Source organism: Candidatus Spechtbacterales bacterium, from assembly GCA_040879145.1.
Taxonomy (GTDB): Bacteria; Patescibacteriota; Minisyncoccia; order Spechtbacterales; family 2-12-FULL-38-22; genus JAWVZY01.
Window position 1 is genome coordinate 1 of the sequence record JBBDKX010000027.1, and the last position, 16985, is coordinate 16985.

Consider the following 16985-nt stretch of genomic DNA (forward strand, 5'->3'; position numbering starts at 1 on the left):
TATATTCTACCATAACTTAATACCAAAAAATTCTATGTTTTGTGTGGGGGGGTTCTGTGAATTTTAGCACCCTCTGAGGGTGCTAAAGGGTTATATTTTAAATTTCCTACTCCAACAACCCTTCCATCCATTCTTGTAGCTCCTTCTTACTTGGAAAATGCATCGCAAGATGTGCTTTTCTTCCCTTTGCCCGTACACGCACATCCGCAAGATTATATGTATTTTTGAAGTTCTCCACCAGTTTTAAGGTTTCAGCATCCATTTTTACTTTACCCGCGGCTTTTGCCTGTGTTGCCTTTGTGGTTTTAGCGCCCAATTCACGCGCCCTTTGCTCTGCCTGGCGAACATTCAACCCCCTTGAACTTATCTCTGTAAAAAGTTTATCTTGCGCCTCGCCTTGAAGACTCAAAAGCGGGCGAGTATGTCCTTCATTTATCTCCCCACGGCTTAACGCGCTTAAAATATTTTCGGGAAGATTCAAAATACGAACGGTGTTAGCAACATAAGAAGCAGATTTTGAAACACGGCTCGCAATATCTGTTTGCTTCATATTAAACTCTTCGGCGAGCTGTTTGTAAGCATAGGCCTCCTCAAGAGCGCTTAGGTCATCACGTTGTATGTTCTCTATTAAAGAAACTTCCAGTTTTTCTTTATTGGTTGAATGTTTAATAATAGCGGGAACTCTCGGCAAGCTCGCGAGCTTTGCCGCGCGCAACCTTCTCTCTCCCGCGATAAGTTCGTACTCTACCTCTCTGCCACTTGGCACATCACGCTCTACCTTGCTCACCATAAGCGGCTGTAAAACCCCATACACCTTTATTGAGTCAGCAAGATCTTTAAGTTCGCTTTCTTTAAACTCTTTTCTGGGCTGGTAAGGGTTTGGCTTTATTAGGTCTATATCAATTAAAAAAACGCTGTCCCTGCCCTGAACGCCTGATTTATCTGATTTTTTTTGGGGTATTAAAGATTCTAATCCTTTCATGCCATTTTTGCCCCCGCCTGCGCCAAGGCTATGGCGGGCAGGCAAGAGGGCAAGTTAATTTATTAACGCAACCTGATTGGCTGCAAAACTGAGCACCGAGCACTCAAATTATTTTAAACTAAATTTTAATCTTGCCTTTAACCATCTTATAGATTGGCCTCTTTGTTTCAGTTTTATCTCTCGAACCTGCGCATCACGCTTATCTCTATATGCTTCATAATAAATTAGTTGCGGATTTTTATCTTTATGTTCTTTCATTCTTCGTTTTAAATCTTCAGTATACCCCATATAAGTCTCGCTAGTTTTAATATTTTTAATTACATAAACATAGTACATAAAAAATAATTTGAGTGCTCGGTAATACGTTGCTAAATTCGCACTGCGCCTACGGCTTGTGCTCATTAAGCACCTGTATTACTTCTTTCGCAAGCTGGCGGTAAGCATTTGCGCCACTACTTGCCGGATCAAACTGGTAAATTGTCTGGCCATACCCGGGCGCCTCGGCTAAAGCTACATTTCTTGGAATAACAGCGTCAAACACATATCCCGGAAAGTTCCGCCTTACATCCTTAAGTACAGTACGGCTCAATCTGTTTCTTTTGTCATACATGGTGCACACTGCTCCCAAAATCCTTACGTCTTTGTCCAGATTCTTTCTTATAAGATCTACACTGTTTAGAAGCTGTCCTAAACCTTCAAGGGCATAATATTCACTCTGCACGGGTATTAAAACGTGATCTGCCGCCACTATCGCATTTAATGTCAGAAGCCCAAGACTCGGCGGACAGTCAACTAAAACAAAATCATAATTATCCTTTACCCTGTTTATTGTATCATATAACTTAAATTCACGGTTCTTATGGCTTACAAGTTCTATGGCAGCTCCCGCCAAATCGGGATGCGAAGGCAGAATATCCAGAGAAAAAAGACCTGTCGGTTTTATTACATCTTCCGGCAAAATACCCCCGACAAGCGTATGGTAAACATGCACAGGAAGATTGTCTATTGAAACAAAGGTTGAACTCGCGTTAGCCTGAGGGTCTACATCTACAAGAAGTACTTTTTTTCCGTACGCGGCAAGATAAACCCCAAGGTTTAAAGCTGTTGTGGTCTTCCCTGTTCCGCCTTTTTGATTAGCAAGTGTAATTACGGCTCCCATATTCCTTCATAATATCAGTAATAGAACAATAATAGCAACAAAAAGCAAAATTGACAAACTCTTTAAAATGAACTATTTTTGTGGTAAAGTATAGCTAAAATAAGATAAGGGCGGGTGGCGGAACTGGTATACCTGCCTGCCGGCAGGCAGGCGCGCACGACTCAAAAACAACATTTAAATGTTTACAGTATACGCTATAAAAAGCAAGCAGAATAATTATATCTATGTTGGATTAACAAAGAATCTTGAAGATAGACTATTGAGACACGATAACGGCAGAGAGAAAACCACAAAACCTTACAGACCCTTTCAATTGATACATGCTGAAAATTTTAAAACACGACAAGAAGCACGGAATCGTGAAAAACAATTAAAATCAGGCTTCGGTAAAGAATTCTTAAAAACTTTACTATAAACATGCCCGGGTGGCGGAACTGGCAGACGCGCACGACTCAAAATCGTGTACCGCAAGGTGTGGGAGTTCGACTCTCCCCCCGGGCACCAATATCAAACTTTCCGATTTAGTAAAAACAACTAAAAGTGGAGCATAATATGAAAACAATACTTGTAGACGCAGTAGGTGCTTTTGTTGTAGAAACCGAGAACGGTTTTGAAATTTTTACCGAAATGCGCGAGCTTCTCGACGTATATCCGAACAGGAAAATCATTTTGACGGGAGTAAACGACGAGCAATACAAAAAATTCGGTTTGGATAAAATGCCTTACGAAGTTTTTACCCTCAAACACGACCCTGAAAAGACCGACCCAAAGTACTATGTAACTATAAGTACGGATTTAAGGAAAAAGGAATAGAACAGGAATATTACAAAAACCCTAAAGAGGACGCGCTTATACTGGAATATACAGTTAGCAATTAGTAAATCAACCTACTTAAGCCGCCCCAGTGGCGGCTCTTTATTTATTTATGAGCATGTGTTATATTAAGCTTGAAAGATGATATATAAACCGAGTAAACGATACGTAAAAAAGCCTAAGATGAACGAACAGATACGCGCACAGGAGGTGCGCGTTATTGACGACAAAGGAGAAAACCTGGGAGTTTTAAGTGTTAAAGACGCGCTTGAAGCGGCAAAAGAAAAAGGGCTGGACCTACTACTTATATCCGAAAACGCCAACCCTCCTGTAGCACGGATAACCGAGTATGGAAAATACGTGTACCAGCAAGAAAAAAAGGACAAGGAGTCCAGGAAAAAACAACAGGCGGGAGCATCTGTTACCAAAGGTGTACGCTTTGGAATGCAGACATCTGACCACGACAGAGAGTTTAAAGCTAAGAATGTGGACAAATTTTTAAAAAAAGGTTATAAAGTTAAAGTTGAACTCATCATGCGCGGACGTGAAAAGGCAAATGAAGAGTTGGCAAGAAAGCGTGTGGATGAATTTTTGGCCTACCTAACAGAGGAGTACGAGGTAGAACAGTCTCCCAAAAGATATCCTCGCGGAATGTATTTTATAATCAAAAGCTCAAAGTAAACAATAAAACAACTGTGAGCTTAAGCAAAATAAATATATGGCTAAAAAAAATAAACTCAAAACTAAAAAATCGGTAACGAAAAGGTTTAAGGTAACAGCTACCGGCAAGATATTGCGCAGACCTGCCGGACAGAGTCACTTTAACGCGAAAATGACAGGCAAAAATAGGCGCGGAAAAAGAAAGCTTGTACCTGTGTCTAAGGCAGAAGAAAAAACACTAAAACGGTTAATGCCCTACAAATAAGCTCGCTTCGCCTGCCTGTGCGTGAACGCACGCAGACAGGCCTGCCTGTGTGTCTACCTGTACCGCAAGCACGGCAGACAGGTTCGCAGGAGATAGGACTTAGGTAAAAATATTTAAAAAATTATGGCTAGAGTAAAAAGAGGAAAAGTAAGAACAAAAAAAAGAAAAAAGGTCTTGCAACAGACCAAGGGTTTTAAGTGGAGAAGAAAAAACGTATACAAAATAGCTAAAGATGCCTCCGACCACGCAATGGCGAACGCCTTTATAGGCAGAAAACAGAAAAAAAGGAATATGCGACAGCTTTGGCAGATAAAGATAAACGCTGCTTCCCGTCAAAACGGCACAACTTACAGCAAATTCATACACTCACTCAAAGAAAACAACGTGGAGCTTGACCGTAAGGTACTGGCAGATTTGGCAGAAAATGAACCTGAAGTATTCGGCAAAGTAGTTGAAAAGGTAAAGTAATCCTTAACAAATTTGCATAATGAGTTTAGAATTACTTATCCCGCACATAAATTTAATTTATGTGCGGTGGTAAAGTAAATACAGATAGTAAATACCCAACAAAAAAAAATACTCCCTATGGAGTATTTTTTTAATTTAAAACCCCATACCAATAGTATGGGGTTTAATAAAGTTCTTTTTTAAAAATAAATGCCAGTGATGCGGCAGAGACCAAGAGAAAGAGTGTGCTTACATCCTGCTTGTTAGCTACGTTAACGCCATCTTCGCTTGAAGGTGCGACGCTTTCTGATAAGGTGCTTTTTAGAAAATCTACTAATTCTCTTGTGTTCTCGTAGTGAAAATATCTGCCACCCGTCGCTGAAGACAGTTGGCGTAGATTTTTCTCGTTCAGTTGAGCGGTAAAAAGCTTGCCTTCGCGAAGTGTCTGAAATCTGCCTGTAAAATTTCCATACTCATCATATAGAGGTATATTCCATCCATCCGTAGAACCAATACCTACAGATATTACCTTAAGACCGGAACTTCTTATTTTTTCCAATTCTCTACTGGCGCGAGTGGTCTTAAAGTTATTTACAGATGAAGCTCTTTCAAGGTTTCCATCTGAAAGAAGAATTACATATTCAACATTTTCATAACTTGGATTTTCAGTCTTTTGGTGATGCAAAGCGCCTAAGGCATTTGCCAAATCCGAACCCTGCCAGGGAATTGCGTTGATGTACAGACTATTTTCTATAGTATCCTTTAACTCTTCGTAGTTATTTGTAAAAGATGAAAGCGTGAACGCAAGCCTTGTATATCCAAACACTTGAAACCTTGCCACGGGCATGGATTCCACTATTTCCATTGCTATTTCCTTGCTTATCTCTTCAATGCTTTTTTCAACAGGACTGCTTCTTGCCGCCGTACTTGCTGATATATCTACAACAATGACGTAATCCCCTGTCCCTGAAACATCAGGCGCACCATGTGTGGGAATATATGGACCAGCGGCAACAATTGCCAAGCTTGCCAGAAAAAAGATCCATGCTGTTGCAAGCTTCAAATAATTTTTTGAAAGGTGTTTTCCCTGAACTCTCAGCACTTTGAGTATGCTGCTATCCCCGCGATATGACTGTCTAAAAACAATCAAAGCAATCGGGATAAGTATTAAAAGCAACAAGGCATAAGGACGTTCAAAATGCATACAACACCTCCCTTACAAGATTAGTAATTGTTTTCATTCTCTGATCCTTCGCCTTTGCCCTTGCCCTCGCCGTCACCGGGTCTCGAGTCTTCCTCTCCATCTAAGATGTCATCTATTTCACTTTGTGAAAGGTTTTGTTCTTGAAGAATGTCCTCCATCATAGAAATTATCAATTCTATGTTTATTGCCGCATCTTTATCCGGATGCGCTTTGTACAACGAAGATGTCCAAAGAGCTCTTGCGTTTTGAAGAGTCTCAAATTCTCCATCTCCAAATTTTGCGAGCATCCACGCCATCTGATATTCTGCCATAGCGTCTATTTGTGAATTATGAGGCAGTGTTTCCGTAACCTTAATAAACTCTTCAAAGGCTTCGTTCAAACTTCCTTCTTCCATAAACCTTATGCCATTGTTATAAGCGCGAACCTCGTCTGCGCGACTATTTTGCATACCCATTGCCCAAAAGGACCCTGTTGCCAAAATAGACAGAATAACAATCCAGGTAACCGGATGCGAAATAATTCCTTTTATTCTACTTTTCATCTTTATCACCTCCTCTAACTTCTCTGGCGTAACGCTCGCGTACGACAATAAAGACAGTACTAAAAACAACAAGTAACAGGGCTATATCAGGAGAAAGAGTGTTTCTTTCTGTGGTTACTTCATTAATCTGAATAGGTTCCGACTCCAGAACGCTTACAGCATTATAAGCCTCTTCCATCTCATCAGATGAGTTAATTGGGAAAAAACGTACCAACTGATTTCCAGGAAAAGATTTCCGCCAACTATCTATGACACTATCTTTCGCGCTGGTCATGACATAAACTTTAACCCCGTAACGGGTTAGGTCCCTAATTGCCTTTGTTACATTTTCTTTGTTGTCCTGAAGGTCTGTGAACAAGATTACTGCCTTGCTCTCAAGAGTTTTTTCCTCACTAATCTCTTCAAAAACACGAGCAGACCTGTAAAGCGCGGGGGTAGCTACAGTAGCTTTTGAAAGTATCGCCAGTTGGCCCTGTCCTTGTTCCATAAGTCCCATTTTTCTATCCAGATTTGTTCTGGATAGGTCATCAGCCAAAGCTTCTAACTCAAGTGTCGGCCTGCGCCATATAAGGAAATTGCTACTGTAAAAAATAACCCCCACACGCATATTTTTCTGATCACGCAAAAAAGGAATAGCGCTATCTATAACAGCCTCATAGCTTGTCTTCTCTCTTACATCATTTTCTGCTACAAATCCTAAGAAGTTAGTCCTCATACTTCCTGATACATCAATAACCATTATTACATTTCTTACGTACTGAGTTTTTGTTTCCCGTGTAGAGGTTTGAAGTTCCGATACGGGAGAGGCGAGAGCCGAAGCCAGCATGAGAACAATGAGAACAAAAGCGCTGTTTACCAAAACGGTAGATTGCTTAGCTCTTTTAATGCCTATATGCTTAATGTCCGCAATAGCTGAAGATTTTACCTCGTCTCGCTTATTTTTCCGCCTGCGCACCATACCAACCACAAGGATTAGTAAGAGTGCCGCACCAACGGATAATAAAAGCGGGGAGGTAAATTCAAGGGATTTTAGCATTTGAAGCCAAGTATCCATTACCTCCCCTCCTTTCTTGTTTGTTTTGTTCTAAGGAGCAAATCCAGTTCATGAACAACTTCCTCAACTTTCTCATAAGTAGTGCTATCGGGCGCGTAAGCATGGTCTATGCCTATAAGCGCTTTGCGCCACTTGAGAGATTCTTTTTCTTTGTTGTAAAGGTCTGTCGGTGAAAGTTCAAAAAATATATACGCCGCCCTGTAAAGAAGGGGTTCAAGTTCCAAAAGCCTTCCATCCGCGCTTTTTTGCTCAAGCCATTCTCTGTCATGAAAACGTTCAAGTTTCCAAAGAAGGATATCGGCCTCAGATGTTGCAACCTCTTCTTTTGATTTTTTCTCTTTCACAAAATAAGTTCGGATAAGTATAGCGCCAGCCGTCAACGCAAACAAAATACCGGAAATACCGAGTACTGTTTTCGCGCGGACAACATTATTCTCTACGGCTGGCTTCGGAGGTCTAAATTCCACCCCTTCAGTTTTACCGCCGTAATACGAACCTATCTGAAACGGTATCTCAGGTATAACATTGAAAGACCTTTTTTCTCCTGTCTCAATCAATGCATACTCAATAGATATCGGTTTTATCGTATACGCCTTGCCCGGTATCATGTCTATCGCAACAAGTTTTGTAGAGTAGCGATACTCATAAACAGAGTTTCTCACGTTTTTGTGGCTGATGTTAACATCTCCAACAATGTTAAAGGGACTAAGTGTTGCGTTTCTTAATCCGCCAATATCAACGTCCGCGATATCTTCGTCATACTGAATAATCAGGGTTATTGCAAACTCTTCCCCCAACATATGGGCTGTGCCTTCAATATCCGCTTTAACTGCTACGGCCTGACTTTCAGACAAAAAAACTGCTTCGCTATCCCACGGCACCTCTTCTCCATATATTGGAGACAAAAGCACGGAGAGCGCAAGAAGCAAAGTAACAACGACCGAAACAACTAATGCCGTCTTCTTTTTAAAGCTCAAAGCGTGTTTAGCCATCTTGCACCCTCCTTTCTTTGGTTGTCATGCCGGAGGATATGCTCCTTGAAGAGCATCCTCTATGCTGGAGTTTATGTTTTTCAAATCAAAAACTTTAAGATGAGCGTATGAAAGATATTTTTCTCTAAACAACTCCCTTAAATCTGTAAATCTTTTCTCATGAGTATCCCTTACATCGGCGGATGTTTTTTTGTCTACCCAAAGGGTTTCTGATTCTAAACCCTCGGCATCTCCAAAGGTAATGCTTACTCCCCGGGAATTTATTTCGGGAAAAGTATATTCCTGGTCATCCTGCACAACAACGGGAATCACATAATAATCTCCCAATTCGTCATCAAGAAGTGTCTGAAAATTGTCTTTTTTTCCAAGAAAATCTGAGACAACAAAGACAAACGAACCTCCGGGTAAAGCCTCTCGCCAGTTATCCAGCGAAAGCTCCCCGGAGCGTTCGACGCAGAAATAGCTATCTGAAGCTTCTACTTTTCCGGATACTATATCCTCAAAAAAATACATATGCTCATTGGTAAAAGGGAATGTTGCCTCTAACTCGTAGTCATTTGCAACAGCCCAAAGCGCAACCGGCATGTGTATATCAGATGCAGAAATAAATACCATACTCATAGCGGCGTAAGCCATTCTAAACTTATCGCGCAAAAACATTGAAGGCGTTATGTCCAAAACAATAAGTAAGCGGGCCTCGCGTGGCTCTCTGTATCTAATTACCATGTCCTTGCCCATGCGCGAACTCATTACGGCGTGTATGCGCCTGGGGTTGTCGCCGGGACGAAACTCCCTAAATTCCTCAAAATCAAATCCCTCTCCAAGATAATCACTGTCCCAGTCACCATATCTGGTGCTTTTTGGAGAGTGCGGTTCAAGGGTGAGAGACATTCTTGATTTTTCAAAAATGGCTTCCAGGTCTTCCTTACGTGGCGTAGGCATTATTGTAATCTCCTTCAAATACCTTTTTAAAATCGGCGTGGAGAACCTCTTTCAAAATGCTCTCCCACTCCTCCTTTCGCCGGTTGGCAAAAACAACTCTGTGGCAAAATATGGGATAAGCCAGTTCAACAATGTCGCTGGGTGTGACATAGTCTCTGCCTCGCAAAACAGCAAGAACTTTAGAAGCTCTCACCATCGCCTGAGAGGCTCTGGGTGAAGCGCCAATTTTCAATTTGTCTTTTGGTATATCAGAAAGCTCGGGTCGCGTGTTGCGAACCAGTCGTACAATCTTGCGCACAAGATCTTCCTCTATGTGCACATTTTCCCAGATGGCAGTCCGCGCATCCAAAACATCTTTACTGTTCATTATCTTTCTCAAGGGTTCATCTTTATTAGAAAGCATTGCAATCTGTACCTCAAACTCTTCATCCACGTAATCCACTATTTTTTTAAACAGATATCTGTCTCTTTCAGCTTCAGCCAAGGGGTATGTGCCCATCTGCTCAAGAGGGTTCTGTGTAGCAAAGACTGTAAACTCAGGAGGAAGCGGTATTGTGCGCTCATTTGCCCCGTCACCAGTATTAACCATAACTGTAACCTGGCCTTCGGCCATGGCCTCAAGCAGTGCCGCTTTTGTTTTTGGAGTAGCACGGTTTAACTCATCAGCAAGAAGAATGCCTGTAAAAATAGGTCCTCTTCTAAACTCAAGTTTTCCGGTAGAGCGGTCTAAAATCTCTGAGCCGATAATATCAAAGGGCTGCAGGTCAACTGTCATCTGAATACGCTCAAAAGGAATATCTAAAACCTCAGCTACTGCTTTAAGAAGCCTTGTTTTGGCTGTTCCGGGAACGCCTTGTAGAATAATATGCCCCCCGGCGAAAAGCGCCAGGATTGCATACTCTATAACATCATCCATTCCGAAAACTCGTTTTTTCACCTCACTTATTACCTCATCAATCTTAGGAATAAGTTCCAAAATATTTTTTGCCATTACAACTCCTTTCTCTGTGTAGGTTGTCAAAGGACAAACTACCCTTTATTGTTTCTCGGGTAATAATGAACTATACCTTAAAAAGCGGGGTTGAGTCAAGAAAAAATCCGCTTTATTTAGCGGATTTTTTGGTCTTTTTTTGGGGTGTGTTTTTCACTTTTTCTGCGGGCTTTTCGTTCTTTGTTTTTTCCAGATAGTAAGAAAATTTGTTATACAATTTACTTATATTTTCTACTCTTTCTTTATTTCCTGAAAACTCTCGCCTGATTCGCGATTTCTCAAGACGTATATGCTTTCTTGCGCCCCTGGGCAATGTTTTTTGTTTTTCCATAATTTTTATTTTTTATTCGCTACGCTTATAAAATACCGCTGATTTATGCTGACCTTGGCGGATACATGCTGAGGTTTATACGCATTAATCTGCTTTAATCTGTATTGATCCGCGATTTAGCGAGGCCTTAGCCGAGCTTGTTATATTCTTCTTTTACGATTTCCCTGTCATCCCAATCTATGGGTCCTTTTGCTGTTACCATAAGCGGCTCAGCACCTTTGCCTGTAATTAATACAATATCGTTCTTTTGCGCTTTTTTCAACGCTTCAGCTATCGCATTCCTGCGATTTATTATTTTTTTATAGCTAGTACCTGTAGAAAGGCCCGTGGCAACGCTCTTTAGTATATCTTCAGGATCTTCGTCATAAGGATCTTCGTCGGTAAGTATTATCTCATCACAATATTGAGATGCAATCTTTCCAAGCTCCGGTCGCTTCCACTTATCTCTACCTCCGCCGGCCGAACCGAGCACACATATCATTTTAGGTTTTAGGTTATAGGTTATAGGTTTTAGGTCTTGGACGGCTTTATAAGCTTTTTCAAGAGCATCGGGGGTGTGTGCGTAATCCACGACAACGGTAAATGGCTCTTTTATTACAATCTCTAATCTTCCGGCTACCCCCTTGAAAGAATACAATGCCTGTTGCGCTTTTTCCAAAGACAACCCCTGCGCTACGCCAATACTTACAGCAGTTAACGCGTTATAGATATTAAACTCTCCCAACAAGGGAAGCTCAAATTCTCTTCCTTCAATTTTAAAATTTATCCCTTTTGGGCTTGTGTTTGCATTTTCTCCCAAAACTGTTTGGAGTTTTGAATTTTGGTCATTTGAATTTGTTTTGAAACCTGCCTGCCCGCTCCGCCGAGGGAGCGAGGCGAGCCGGTAGGCAGGGTTTGAAATTTGAAATTTGAAATTCTCAGCCTTTTTTGGGCTGAGCGTGTATCCTATTTTCTCCTTCGCCTGGAAATTTAAAAAATATTCTGAATTCTCATCATCCAAGTTAACAACTGACGTCCTGTGAGGAAGACCAAACAACGCCCCCTTTACCTCCCTATATTTTTCAAAAGAACCATGACTCTCTATATGTTCGGGGGTTAGATTAGTGAAGGCCACTGTATCAAATTTTAAAAACATATGCCGGCTCTGCTTAATACCTTCGCTTGTTACTTCAATCACAGCATATTCACACCCCGCTTTTACCGCGTCTTTCATAAATTTTTGCAATTTCATTCTACCGGGCATCGTCATCTTAAGACGGTTTTGCCACTCATTAAGTCCTATTTTAAACCTAAGAGACGATACAGACGCAACCTTAAAACCCGCCTGTTCAAGCATGTGGGAGGTAATATGTGTAACTGTGGTTTTACCGTTTGTTCCTGTAATACCTATGAGTTTTAATTTTCTTGACGGATGGCCATAAACAAAAGCGCCCAAAAATGGCCACAACGCATAGTAGTAATCCAAAACAAATTTAGGAACTAATTTTTTAATTGCTTTTTTCATTTTGTTAATACTTACTGCCAAAACTCACTATAATCTATTTTTTAGAACATGCGCCTTATACCAAAAAGTGTTAAATGGCATATCCCAACTACCTATGTACTCCACCTCTCTGCCTCCCAATCCGCGCTTAAAGCGTGTCATTCCGGGCCATTTGTCTTCATCAATACCCCAAAGATCATACTCCTTCAAATTTTCTGTTTTTGCCTCCTGCATTATTTTGAAGTGAAGCATATACGGAGCCATATCACGGCGATGCTCGTAGCTCGATGCCCCATGCAAATACGTTGCACGTTTTTTATAAAATATTACTATCGCAACCGCGTGTACCTGCTTAGACTTGTGCGCAAAATATAGCTTAGCCATATCAAGTTCAATAAGTTTTTCATAATACTCTTTGGGGTGTGTATAAAACTTATCACGCTCCGCGGTCTCTTGCAAAAGTTCCCAAAAAATTCCTATGTCCTTTATTTTGTCTTCCGATTCTTTAACGCTCACCCCTCTCTTTTCAGCAAGACGTATGTTGTACCGTGTCTTTTTGTGCATTTTAGAAAGGATTTCATCATCATCTTTTTTTATATCAATTATTACTGTCTTTTGAGGCTGTAACTCTTTTTGCGCTTTTCTAAACCCCAGCTTTTCTAATTCTTGTCGCTTGTCGCTTGTCGCTTGTCGCTCCATCATTGGTTCCCACTTAAAAAATATCGCATTCTCTTTTTTTGCGATCTTTTTTATTTCTTTAAGATATTTTGGTATTTCAGAAAAATTAGAGTACAGATAGTTTTTACCAAACTGTACACCAAGTTTAAGAGCATATCCTTCTCCGATATTAAAGGTCTCACGTCCCGCGCTCTCTTGAAATGCACGCCATTGTGGTGAATTTAAAAATGACATATATATGCATCATAAACAAAAAAACCGCCCAACTCAATGAGAGGTAGTGAGGCCATTGTTGTATTTTTTCCTATCGTGACTCTAAAAGCGACAATCTTTTTTCAAGTTCTGTAACTTTTTGTCTAAGGGCCGGTAAATTTACGGATTCAAGAGTGGTTTCTATGCTCTCTAAACGAGCATCAACTCTGTCCAAGCGCTCATTTGTCATCGTAAAACCTTCTGCTACTTGCTTAACGGAGCTTTTCATATCTTCTGCCACCACATCAAAATGTCTTTTGATTTCTTCCGTCTTGTCGTCAAAGTGTTTCTTGGACTCTTTGGTCTTAGTATCGAAATGTCTTTTTGTTTCTTCCGTCTTTACGTCAAAGTATTCTTTAATTTGTTTTACTTCTTCATTTATCATATAGCTTAATATTAACTTAAAAATATAATAAAATCAACGCAATGAAGAACTTCTAAATATTATACCCGTATGATTTTAATGTATTTTAAAAGTCAAGAATTTCCAAGCAACTTAAGTGACTCCTTAACCTTGCTCTCAGTGCCCTCTAGTCCTTCGGGTAGCTGTTTTAAGGCCTCCTGTGCCTGATGCTTAGAATATCCCAAGCTTTCCAATGCTTCTATAACGTCACTATCACCGCGGATGTCTCCGCCAAGTCCCGCCCACTTGCCACCGAATTTATCTTTAAGTTCTAGGGTTATTTTTTGCGCAATTTTATTACCTATTCCTGAAACGCGGGTTAATACAGATATGTCGCCCTCAGCAATCGCGCGCTGAAGAATATCCAAAGAGGCGGCATTTAAAATATTTAAAGCCCCTTTTGGCCCAACACCGCTAATTCCTATAAGAATTTTAAACATTTCTCTCTCCCCTTTTTCTAAAAACCCATAAAGCTCCGCCGCATTTTCCCGCAGATAGTAGTGAGTATGCATTTCTAAGTCAGAACCTGTTTTATCAATTAATCCAATCGCTGTGCGCTCAACACAAAAAACCTCATAGCCTACGCCGTTTACATCTATAACTACAGAGTTTTCGGAACTATATATTATTTTGCCTTTTAAATAAGAAATCACGATAAATTTTTAATTTTAAATTTAAAATTTTAATTTAATACTTTAATGTTCCAATGTTTTAACCTGCCTACCGGCAGGCAGGAATTCAGTTATTTGAAATTGTTTTGAAATTTGAAATTTAAAATTTGAAATTATAAGAATAAAATCCTTTGTTCTTAGTATATCATTTCCCTCCCTTTAATGCTCCAAGAAATTCGTTAACCGAAAATGTGTTTACAATATCACTTGGCTTTGCCCAACCACGACGAGCTTGAGCTATGCCATAATCCATATATTTAAGCCCGTCCACAGAGTGTGCGTCCGTATTAATACACATCCTTACTCCCGCCTCCACCGCCATGCGTATGTGCTTATCCTTCAGGTCAAGCCGTTCGGGATGCGCATTTATTTCCATAATCGTCCCTGTTTTTTTTGCAACTTTTATTACAGCTTCCATGTCAATGTCTATCGGCGCGCGCTTGTTTATCCTGCGTCCCGTAGGATGAAAAAATATATCCGCGTTAGGGTTGCTTATTGCTTTTATAACACGCTCTGTTTGCTCTTTTCTGCTTAAACCAAAATGCGAATGCACAGAAACTCCCACCACGTCCAATTGCGCTAAAACTTCATCATCTATATCAAGCGAACCGTCTTTCAAAATATCGCACTCCACGCCCGATAAAACTTTTATACCTTTTATTTTTTTATCAACCTCTCTCACTTCCTTTTGATGCTCCAGAAGGCGCTTTTCGTTCAAGCCACCGGTCATTGCCAGCGCTTTTGTATGGTCGGTTATAGCTATGTACTCAAATCCCATTTCTTTTGCACGTCTTGCGTACTCTTCAATCGTATTTTTGCCATCGGTCCAGTTTGTCTGAATTTGAAGATCGCCTTTTATTGAACCGTATTCAATGAGTTTTGGTAGCCCCGACGCTTCGGTCGGGGTCCCGACTTTACGTCGGGATTTCCTTATTTGTGAGGCCTCAATTTCTCCGCTGTCTGTTCTAAGCTCGGGCGGCGGGCATTGCATTCCAAGTTTTTTATAAACATCGCATTCATCAACTCCAGAAGCTAAATTCTTTTTATCTTTAAATAGCCCGTACTCATTTAACTTATATCCTTTACTCATCGCTATTTGGCGAACTTTTACATTGTGCTCTTTGCTTCCCGTAAAGTACTGAAGAGCAGCCCCATAACTTTCTTCAGCAACAACGCGAACATCTATGTCTATTCCACTTTGCAAATGCACAGAAAGTTTTGTGTCGCCCCGTCCTAAGACTTTTACAACCTGAGGCAGTTTCGCGACATGGTTAAAAACGGTTTTTTCATTATCAGAAGCAACAATAATATCCACATCTCCTATTGTTTCCTGTTGCCGGCGGATGGAGCCGGCAAGGTCGGACCTTGCCACGCCGGGTAATTTTTGTATTTCTTGAAGCAAATTTTCGGCATAAGGCAAAACATCTCCCAACAACTTTCTGCCACCATTTGATTTTACAAATGTTATACCCTGCAAAATATTTTGCTCCGATGTTTTGCCAAACCCTTCAAGTTCGCTAATATGTCCCGCCTTAGCGGCTGCTTCCAAATCTTTTAAATTTTTCACTCCAAGTTCCTTGTAAAAAGCCTTCACAGCTTTTGGTCCCACCCCCTCAACCGCGGTTAATTCTTCCAACTCAACCGGAATATCTTTTTTTAGTTCACTATACTCTTTCACATGACCTGTTTTTATGTACTCTTCTATTTTAGACGCCAGCCCTTCGCCAATTCCGGGAATTTTTTTTAAGCCGGAAAAACCCTCTTTCTCGTAAATATCTCTTGTGTCATTTGTAAAATTATCCATCGTCAAAGCAGCGCGGTGATATGCGCGAGACCTGAATTTATCGTCCTTGATTTCATATATTATACCCATCTCCTCAAATATGCGGGCGAGTTCTTTGTTTGTGTTACTTAACATACATTTTCATTCTAACGCATTGAAAATAAAGTATAAATAAAAAAACAGCCTTTTAAGGGTCTGTTTTCGGTATTGTATGCAGAAATTCTAAGACTTGCTTCCAGTTCTACCTACCTGCCAGCATACCAATCGGCATGTAAACAGGCAGGTAGGTAGGTAGGTTGAAACATTCTGTCATTTAAATTTTATTCAAAATTCTAAATTCAGAATTAAAAATTCTTTTATAGGCGTTAGCACCTTCTTGCCAATAGTGGGATCAGTACTGCGCGTGTCATTTTCACCTCTTAGAAGTAAGTAATGACTCGGACTTCGCCGCGAGCACCGGCTCCACCGGCTTTCCATACATTTTGAGAGTCGTTGGCTCCGCCCCCCCCGCCGCCGCCTCCAGGTGCGCCTCCTGCGCCTCCTGTACCCGCCGTAGACGAATTTACACCGCCGCCGCCTCCACCACGATAGGAACCCCCTGCTGACCCATTATTGCCAGGGGTTCCACCAGCCCCACCACCACCAGTCCCCGAATAGGACCCATACCGGTGTAAACCGCCTCCACCGCCGCCAGCGCCCCCTGCCCTATCATCAAAACTTGAAAGACCCCCTCCACCACCACCTCCGCTTCCGTTGGCTGTCTGATTCGCAACAACACCCCCACTCGCTGTAGCAGTCCGTCCAATAGCGCCTTTACCTCCACCAAAGTCCGCGATCCCGTTACTCGACCCTTGCTCAAAGACCGGCGTAGCTGACTCTCCGGACCCACTACTTCCACCGTTGCCTCCCGCGCCACTAACGTTTCCGTTTGAGCCGCCCTTACCTCCTGTGGCTTGGACTCCTGCAAAGGAGGTAGTACCACCCTGCGCCCCAGCCCCTCCATCTGTAGAGCCACCGGCTCCACCTGCACCAATCGTCACAGTTTCTGTCGCATCGAGTTCCGCAGCAGCAAACTGTCTCAGTATTCGAGCACCACCACCACCACCACCACCACTATCACCATCACCAGCCACCCTGCCTGCTCCGCCACCACCACCAGCACCGACGATTTCGACAAAGACAGTCTTCGCCCCTGCGGGCTTCGTCCACGTTCCCGATGCAGTGAACGTCTGGATGTCAACCCCACCACTACCATCCACATACTGCTTCGTTGCAGCACCCAGGGCTGTTGTAGGATCCGCGGAGAGTGTTAATGCTCCGGTTAGTGTTCCTC

The 16985-nt window shown here is 41.6% G+C and carries 20 protein-coding genes and 1 tRNA gene; 5 read left to right on the forward strand and 16 right to left on the reverse strand.

From position 1 onward, the window contains the following. Window positions 1-106: 106 nt before the first annotated feature. The 3 genes from WDZ40_03090 to WDZ40_03100 all read right to left on the reverse strand — a co-directional run bounded on the left by WDZ40_03090 (window position 107) and on the right by WDZ40_03100 (window position 2141). The gene (locus WDZ40_03090; GenBank protein MEX0877819.1) at window positions 107-982 is read right to left on the reverse strand and encodes a ParB/RepB/Spo0J family partition protein; all 876 of its coding nucleotides are present in this window, start codon (window positions 980-982) and stop codon (window positions 107-109) included. Window positions 983-1090: 108 nt separating this feature from the next. Next, on the reverse strand, window positions 1091-1384 hold the full coding sequence (locus WDZ40_03095; GenBank protein MEX0877820.1) for a GIY-YIG nuclease family protein: 294 nt from the start codon (window positions 1382-1384) through the stop codon (window positions 1091-1093). After that, window positions 1368-2141 (reverse strand): ParA family protein, encoded by a 774-nt coding sequence (locus WDZ40_03100; GenBank protein ID MEX0877821.1) that lies wholly within the window; start codon window positions 2139-2141, stop codon window positions 1368-1370. The genes WDZ40_03095 and WDZ40_03100 overlap by 17 nt, the downstream gene beginning before the upstream one ends. A gap of 419 nt (window positions 2142-2560) precedes the next feature. On the opposite strand from WDZ40_03100, the gene WDZ40_03105 reads away from it, so the two are divergent. The 5 genes from WDZ40_03105 to rplT all read left to right on the forward strand — a co-directional run bounded on the left by WDZ40_03105 (window position 2561) and on the right by rplT (window position 4347). Then, window positions 2561-2645: transfer RNA gene (locus WDZ40_03105), tRNA-Leu, on the forward strand. 48 nt (window positions 2646-2693) lie between these two features. Next, on the forward strand, window positions 2694-2954 hold the full coding sequence (locus WDZ40_03110) for a hypothetical protein (protein ID MEX0877822.1): 261 nt from the start codon (window positions 2694-2696) through the stop codon (window positions 2952-2954). A gap of 141 nt (window positions 2955-3095) precedes the next feature. Then, window positions 3096-3635, forward strand: coding sequence for a translation initiation factor IF-3 (infC, locus tag WDZ40_03115; protein ID MEX0877823.1), 540 nt, complete (start codon window positions 3096-3098; stop codon window positions 3633-3635). Window positions 3636-3672: 37 nt separating this feature from the next. Then, on the forward strand, window positions 3673-3879 hold the full coding sequence (rpmI, locus tag WDZ40_03120) for a 50S ribosomal protein L35 (protein MEX0877824.1): 207 nt from the start codon (window positions 3673-3675) through the stop codon (window positions 3877-3879). A 123-nt stretch (window positions 3880-4002) separates the two neighbouring features. Beyond that, a complete protein-coding gene (gene rplT / locus WDZ40_03125; protein MEX0877825.1) occupies window positions 4003-4347 on the forward strand; it encodes a 50S ribosomal protein L20 in 345 nt (114 codons plus the stop codon). A 163-nt stretch (window positions 4348-4510) separates the two neighbouring features. On the opposite strand, the gene WDZ40_03130 is transcribed toward rplT, so the two are convergent. The 13 genes from WDZ40_03130 to WDZ40_03190 form a co-directional block, all read right to left on the reverse strand. Continuing rightward, complete coding sequence (locus WDZ40_03130) at window positions 4511-5530, reverse strand: vWA domain-containing protein (GenBank protein ID MEX0877826.1); 1020 nt, start codon at window positions 5528-5530, stop codon at window positions 4511-4513. A 20-nt stretch (window positions 5531-5550) separates the two neighbouring features. Continuing rightward, window positions 5551-6072 carry a hypothetical protein gene (locus tag WDZ40_03135; GenBank protein MEX0877827.1) on the reverse strand — a complete coding sequence of 174 codons (522 nt, stop codon included), beginning with the start codon at window positions 6070-6072 and terminating at the stop codon, window positions 5551-5553. Next, window positions 6062-7126: a VWA domain-containing protein gene (locus WDZ40_03140; GenBank protein ID MEX0877828.1), complete on the reverse strand. Its 1065-nt coding sequence runs from the start codon at window positions 7124-7126 to the stop codon at window positions 6062-6064. Before WDZ40_03140 ends, WDZ40_03135 begins: the two co-directional genes overlap by 11 nt. Further along, entirely contained in the window at window positions 7126-8118 is a 993-nt protein-coding gene (locus tag WDZ40_03145) for a hypothetical protein (GenBank protein MEX0877829.1), read from the reverse strand. The genes WDZ40_03140 and WDZ40_03145 overlap by 1 nt, the downstream gene beginning before the upstream one ends. Window positions 8119-8142: 24 nt before the next feature. Further along, window positions 8143-9060 carry a DUF58 domain-containing protein gene (locus WDZ40_03150; protein MEX0877830.1) on the reverse strand — a complete coding sequence of 306 codons (918 nt, stop codon included), beginning with the start codon at window positions 9058-9060 and terminating at the stop codon, window positions 8143-8145. Continuing rightward, window positions 9044-10051 (reverse strand): MoxR family ATPase, encoded by a 1008-nt coding sequence (locus WDZ40_03155; GenBank protein MEX0877831.1) that lies wholly within the window; start codon window positions 10049-10051, stop codon window positions 9044-9046. Before WDZ40_03155 ends, WDZ40_03150 begins: the two co-directional genes overlap by 17 nt. Window positions 10052-10163: 112 nt before the next feature. Continuing rightward, entirely contained in the window at window positions 10164-10382 is a 219-nt protein-coding gene (locus WDZ40_03160) for a hypothetical protein (protein ID MEX0877832.1), read from the reverse strand. 127 nt (window positions 10383-10509) lie between these two features. After that, the gene (locus WDZ40_03165) at window positions 10510-11886 is read right to left on the reverse strand and encodes a UDP-N-acetylmuramoyl-L-alanyl-D-glutamate--2,6-diaminopimelate ligase (GenBank protein MEX0877833.1); all 1377 of its coding nucleotides are present in this window, start codon (window positions 11884-11886) and stop codon (window positions 10510-10512) included. A gap of 27 nt (window positions 11887-11913) precedes the next feature. Further along, entirely contained in the window at window positions 11914-12777 is an 864-nt protein-coding gene (locus tag WDZ40_03170; protein MEX0877834.1) for a peptidoglycan bridge formation glycyltransferase FemA/FemB family protein, read from the reverse strand. Window positions 12778-12847: 70 nt separating this feature from the next. Beyond that, window positions 12848-13180 carry a hypothetical protein gene (locus WDZ40_03175; GenBank protein MEX0877835.1) on the reverse strand — a complete coding sequence of 111 codons (333 nt, stop codon included), beginning with the start codon at window positions 13178-13180 and terminating at the stop codon, window positions 12848-12850. Between the two features lie 92 nt (window positions 13181-13272). Then, window positions 13273-13851, reverse strand: coding sequence for a Holliday junction branch migration protein RuvA (ruvA, locus tag WDZ40_03180; protein MEX0877836.1), 579 nt, complete (start codon window positions 13849-13851; stop codon window positions 13273-13275). 163 nt (window positions 13852-14014) lie between these two features. Then, entirely contained in the window at window positions 14015-15787 is a 1773-nt protein-coding gene (gene polX / locus WDZ40_03185; protein ID MEX0877837.1) for a DNA polymerase/3'-5' exonuclease PolX, read from the reverse strand. 427 nt (window positions 15788-16214) lie between these two features. Then, window positions 16215-16478, reverse strand: coding sequence for a hypothetical protein (locus WDZ40_03190; protein MEX0877838.1), 264 nt, complete (start codon window positions 16476-16478; stop codon window positions 16215-16217). Window positions 16479-16985 lie beyond the last annotated feature (507 nt).

What these genes read in the sequence shown, in the direction of transcription:
- WDZ40_03170 (MEX0877834.1), bottom strand. Translation starts at nt 12,777, where the DNA reads ATGTCATTTTTAAATTCACCACAATGGCGTGCATTTCAAGAGAGCGCG.
- WDZ40_03135 (MEX0877827.1), bottom strand. Translation starts at nt 6,072, where the DNA reads ATGAAAAGTAGAATAAAAGGAATTATTTCGCATCCGGTTACCTGGATT.
- WDZ40_03090 (MEX0877819.1), bottom strand. Translation starts at nt 982, where the DNA reads ATGAAAGGATTAGAATCTTTAATACCCCAAAAAAAATCAGATAAATCA.
- WDZ40_03155 (MEX0877831.1), bottom strand. Translation starts at nt 10,051, where the DNA reads ATGGCAAAAAATATTTTGGAACTTATTCCTAAGATTGATGAGGTAATA.
- WDZ40_03165 (MEX0877833.1), bottom strand. Translation starts at nt 11,886, where the DNA reads ATGAAAAAAGCAATTAAAAAATTAGTTCCTAAATTTGTTTTGGATTAC.
- infC (MEX0877823.1), top strand. Translation starts at nt 3,096, where the DNA reads ATGATATATAAACCGAGTAAACGATACGTAAAAAAGCCTAAGATGAAC.
- WDZ40_03150 (MEX0877830.1), bottom strand. Translation starts at nt 9,060, where the DNA reads ATGCCTACGCCACGTAAGGAAGACCTGGAAGCCATTTTTGAAAAATCA.
- WDZ40_03110 (MEX0877822.1), top strand. Translation starts at nt 2,694, where the DNA reads ATGAAAACAATACTTGTAGACGCAGTAGGTGCTTTTGTTGTAGAAACC.
- WDZ40_03140 (MEX0877828.1), bottom strand. Translation starts at nt 7,126, where the DNA reads ATGGATACTTGGCTTCAAATGCTAAAATCCCTTGAATTTACCTCCCCG.
- polX (MEX0877837.1), bottom strand. Translation starts at nt 15,787, where the DNA reads ATGTTAAGTAACACAAACAAAGAACTCGCCCGCATATTTGAGGAGATG.
- WDZ40_03130 (MEX0877826.1), bottom strand. Translation starts at nt 5,530, where the DNA reads ATGCATTTTGAACGTCCTTATGCCTTGTTGCTTTTAATACTTATCCCG.
- WDZ40_03100 (MEX0877821.1), bottom strand. Translation starts at nt 2,141, where the DNA reads ATGGGAGCCGTAATTACACTTGCTAATCAAAAAGGCGGAACAGGGAAG.
- WDZ40_03175 (MEX0877835.1), bottom strand. Translation starts at nt 13,180, where the DNA reads ATGATAAATGAAGAAGTAAAACAAATTAAAGAATACTTTGACGTAAAG.
- rplT (MEX0877825.1), top strand. Translation starts at nt 4,003, where the DNA reads ATGGCTAGAGTAAAAAGAGGAAAAGTAAGAACAAAAAAAAGAAAAAAG.
- rpmI (MEX0877824.1), top strand. Translation starts at nt 3,673, where the DNA reads ATGGCTAAAAAAAATAAACTCAAAACTAAAAAATCGGTAACGAAAAGG.
- WDZ40_03095 (MEX0877820.1), bottom strand. Translation starts at nt 1,384, where the DNA reads ATGAGCACAAGCCGTAGGCGCAGTGCGAATTTAGCAACGTATTACCGA.
- WDZ40_03160 (MEX0877832.1), bottom strand. Translation starts at nt 10,382, where the DNA reads ATGGAAAAACAAAAAACATTGCCCAGGGGCGCAAGAAAGCATATACGT.
- WDZ40_03145 (MEX0877829.1), bottom strand. Translation starts at nt 8,118, where the DNA reads ATGGCTAAACACGCTTTGAGCTTTAAAAAGAAGACGGCATTAGTTGTT.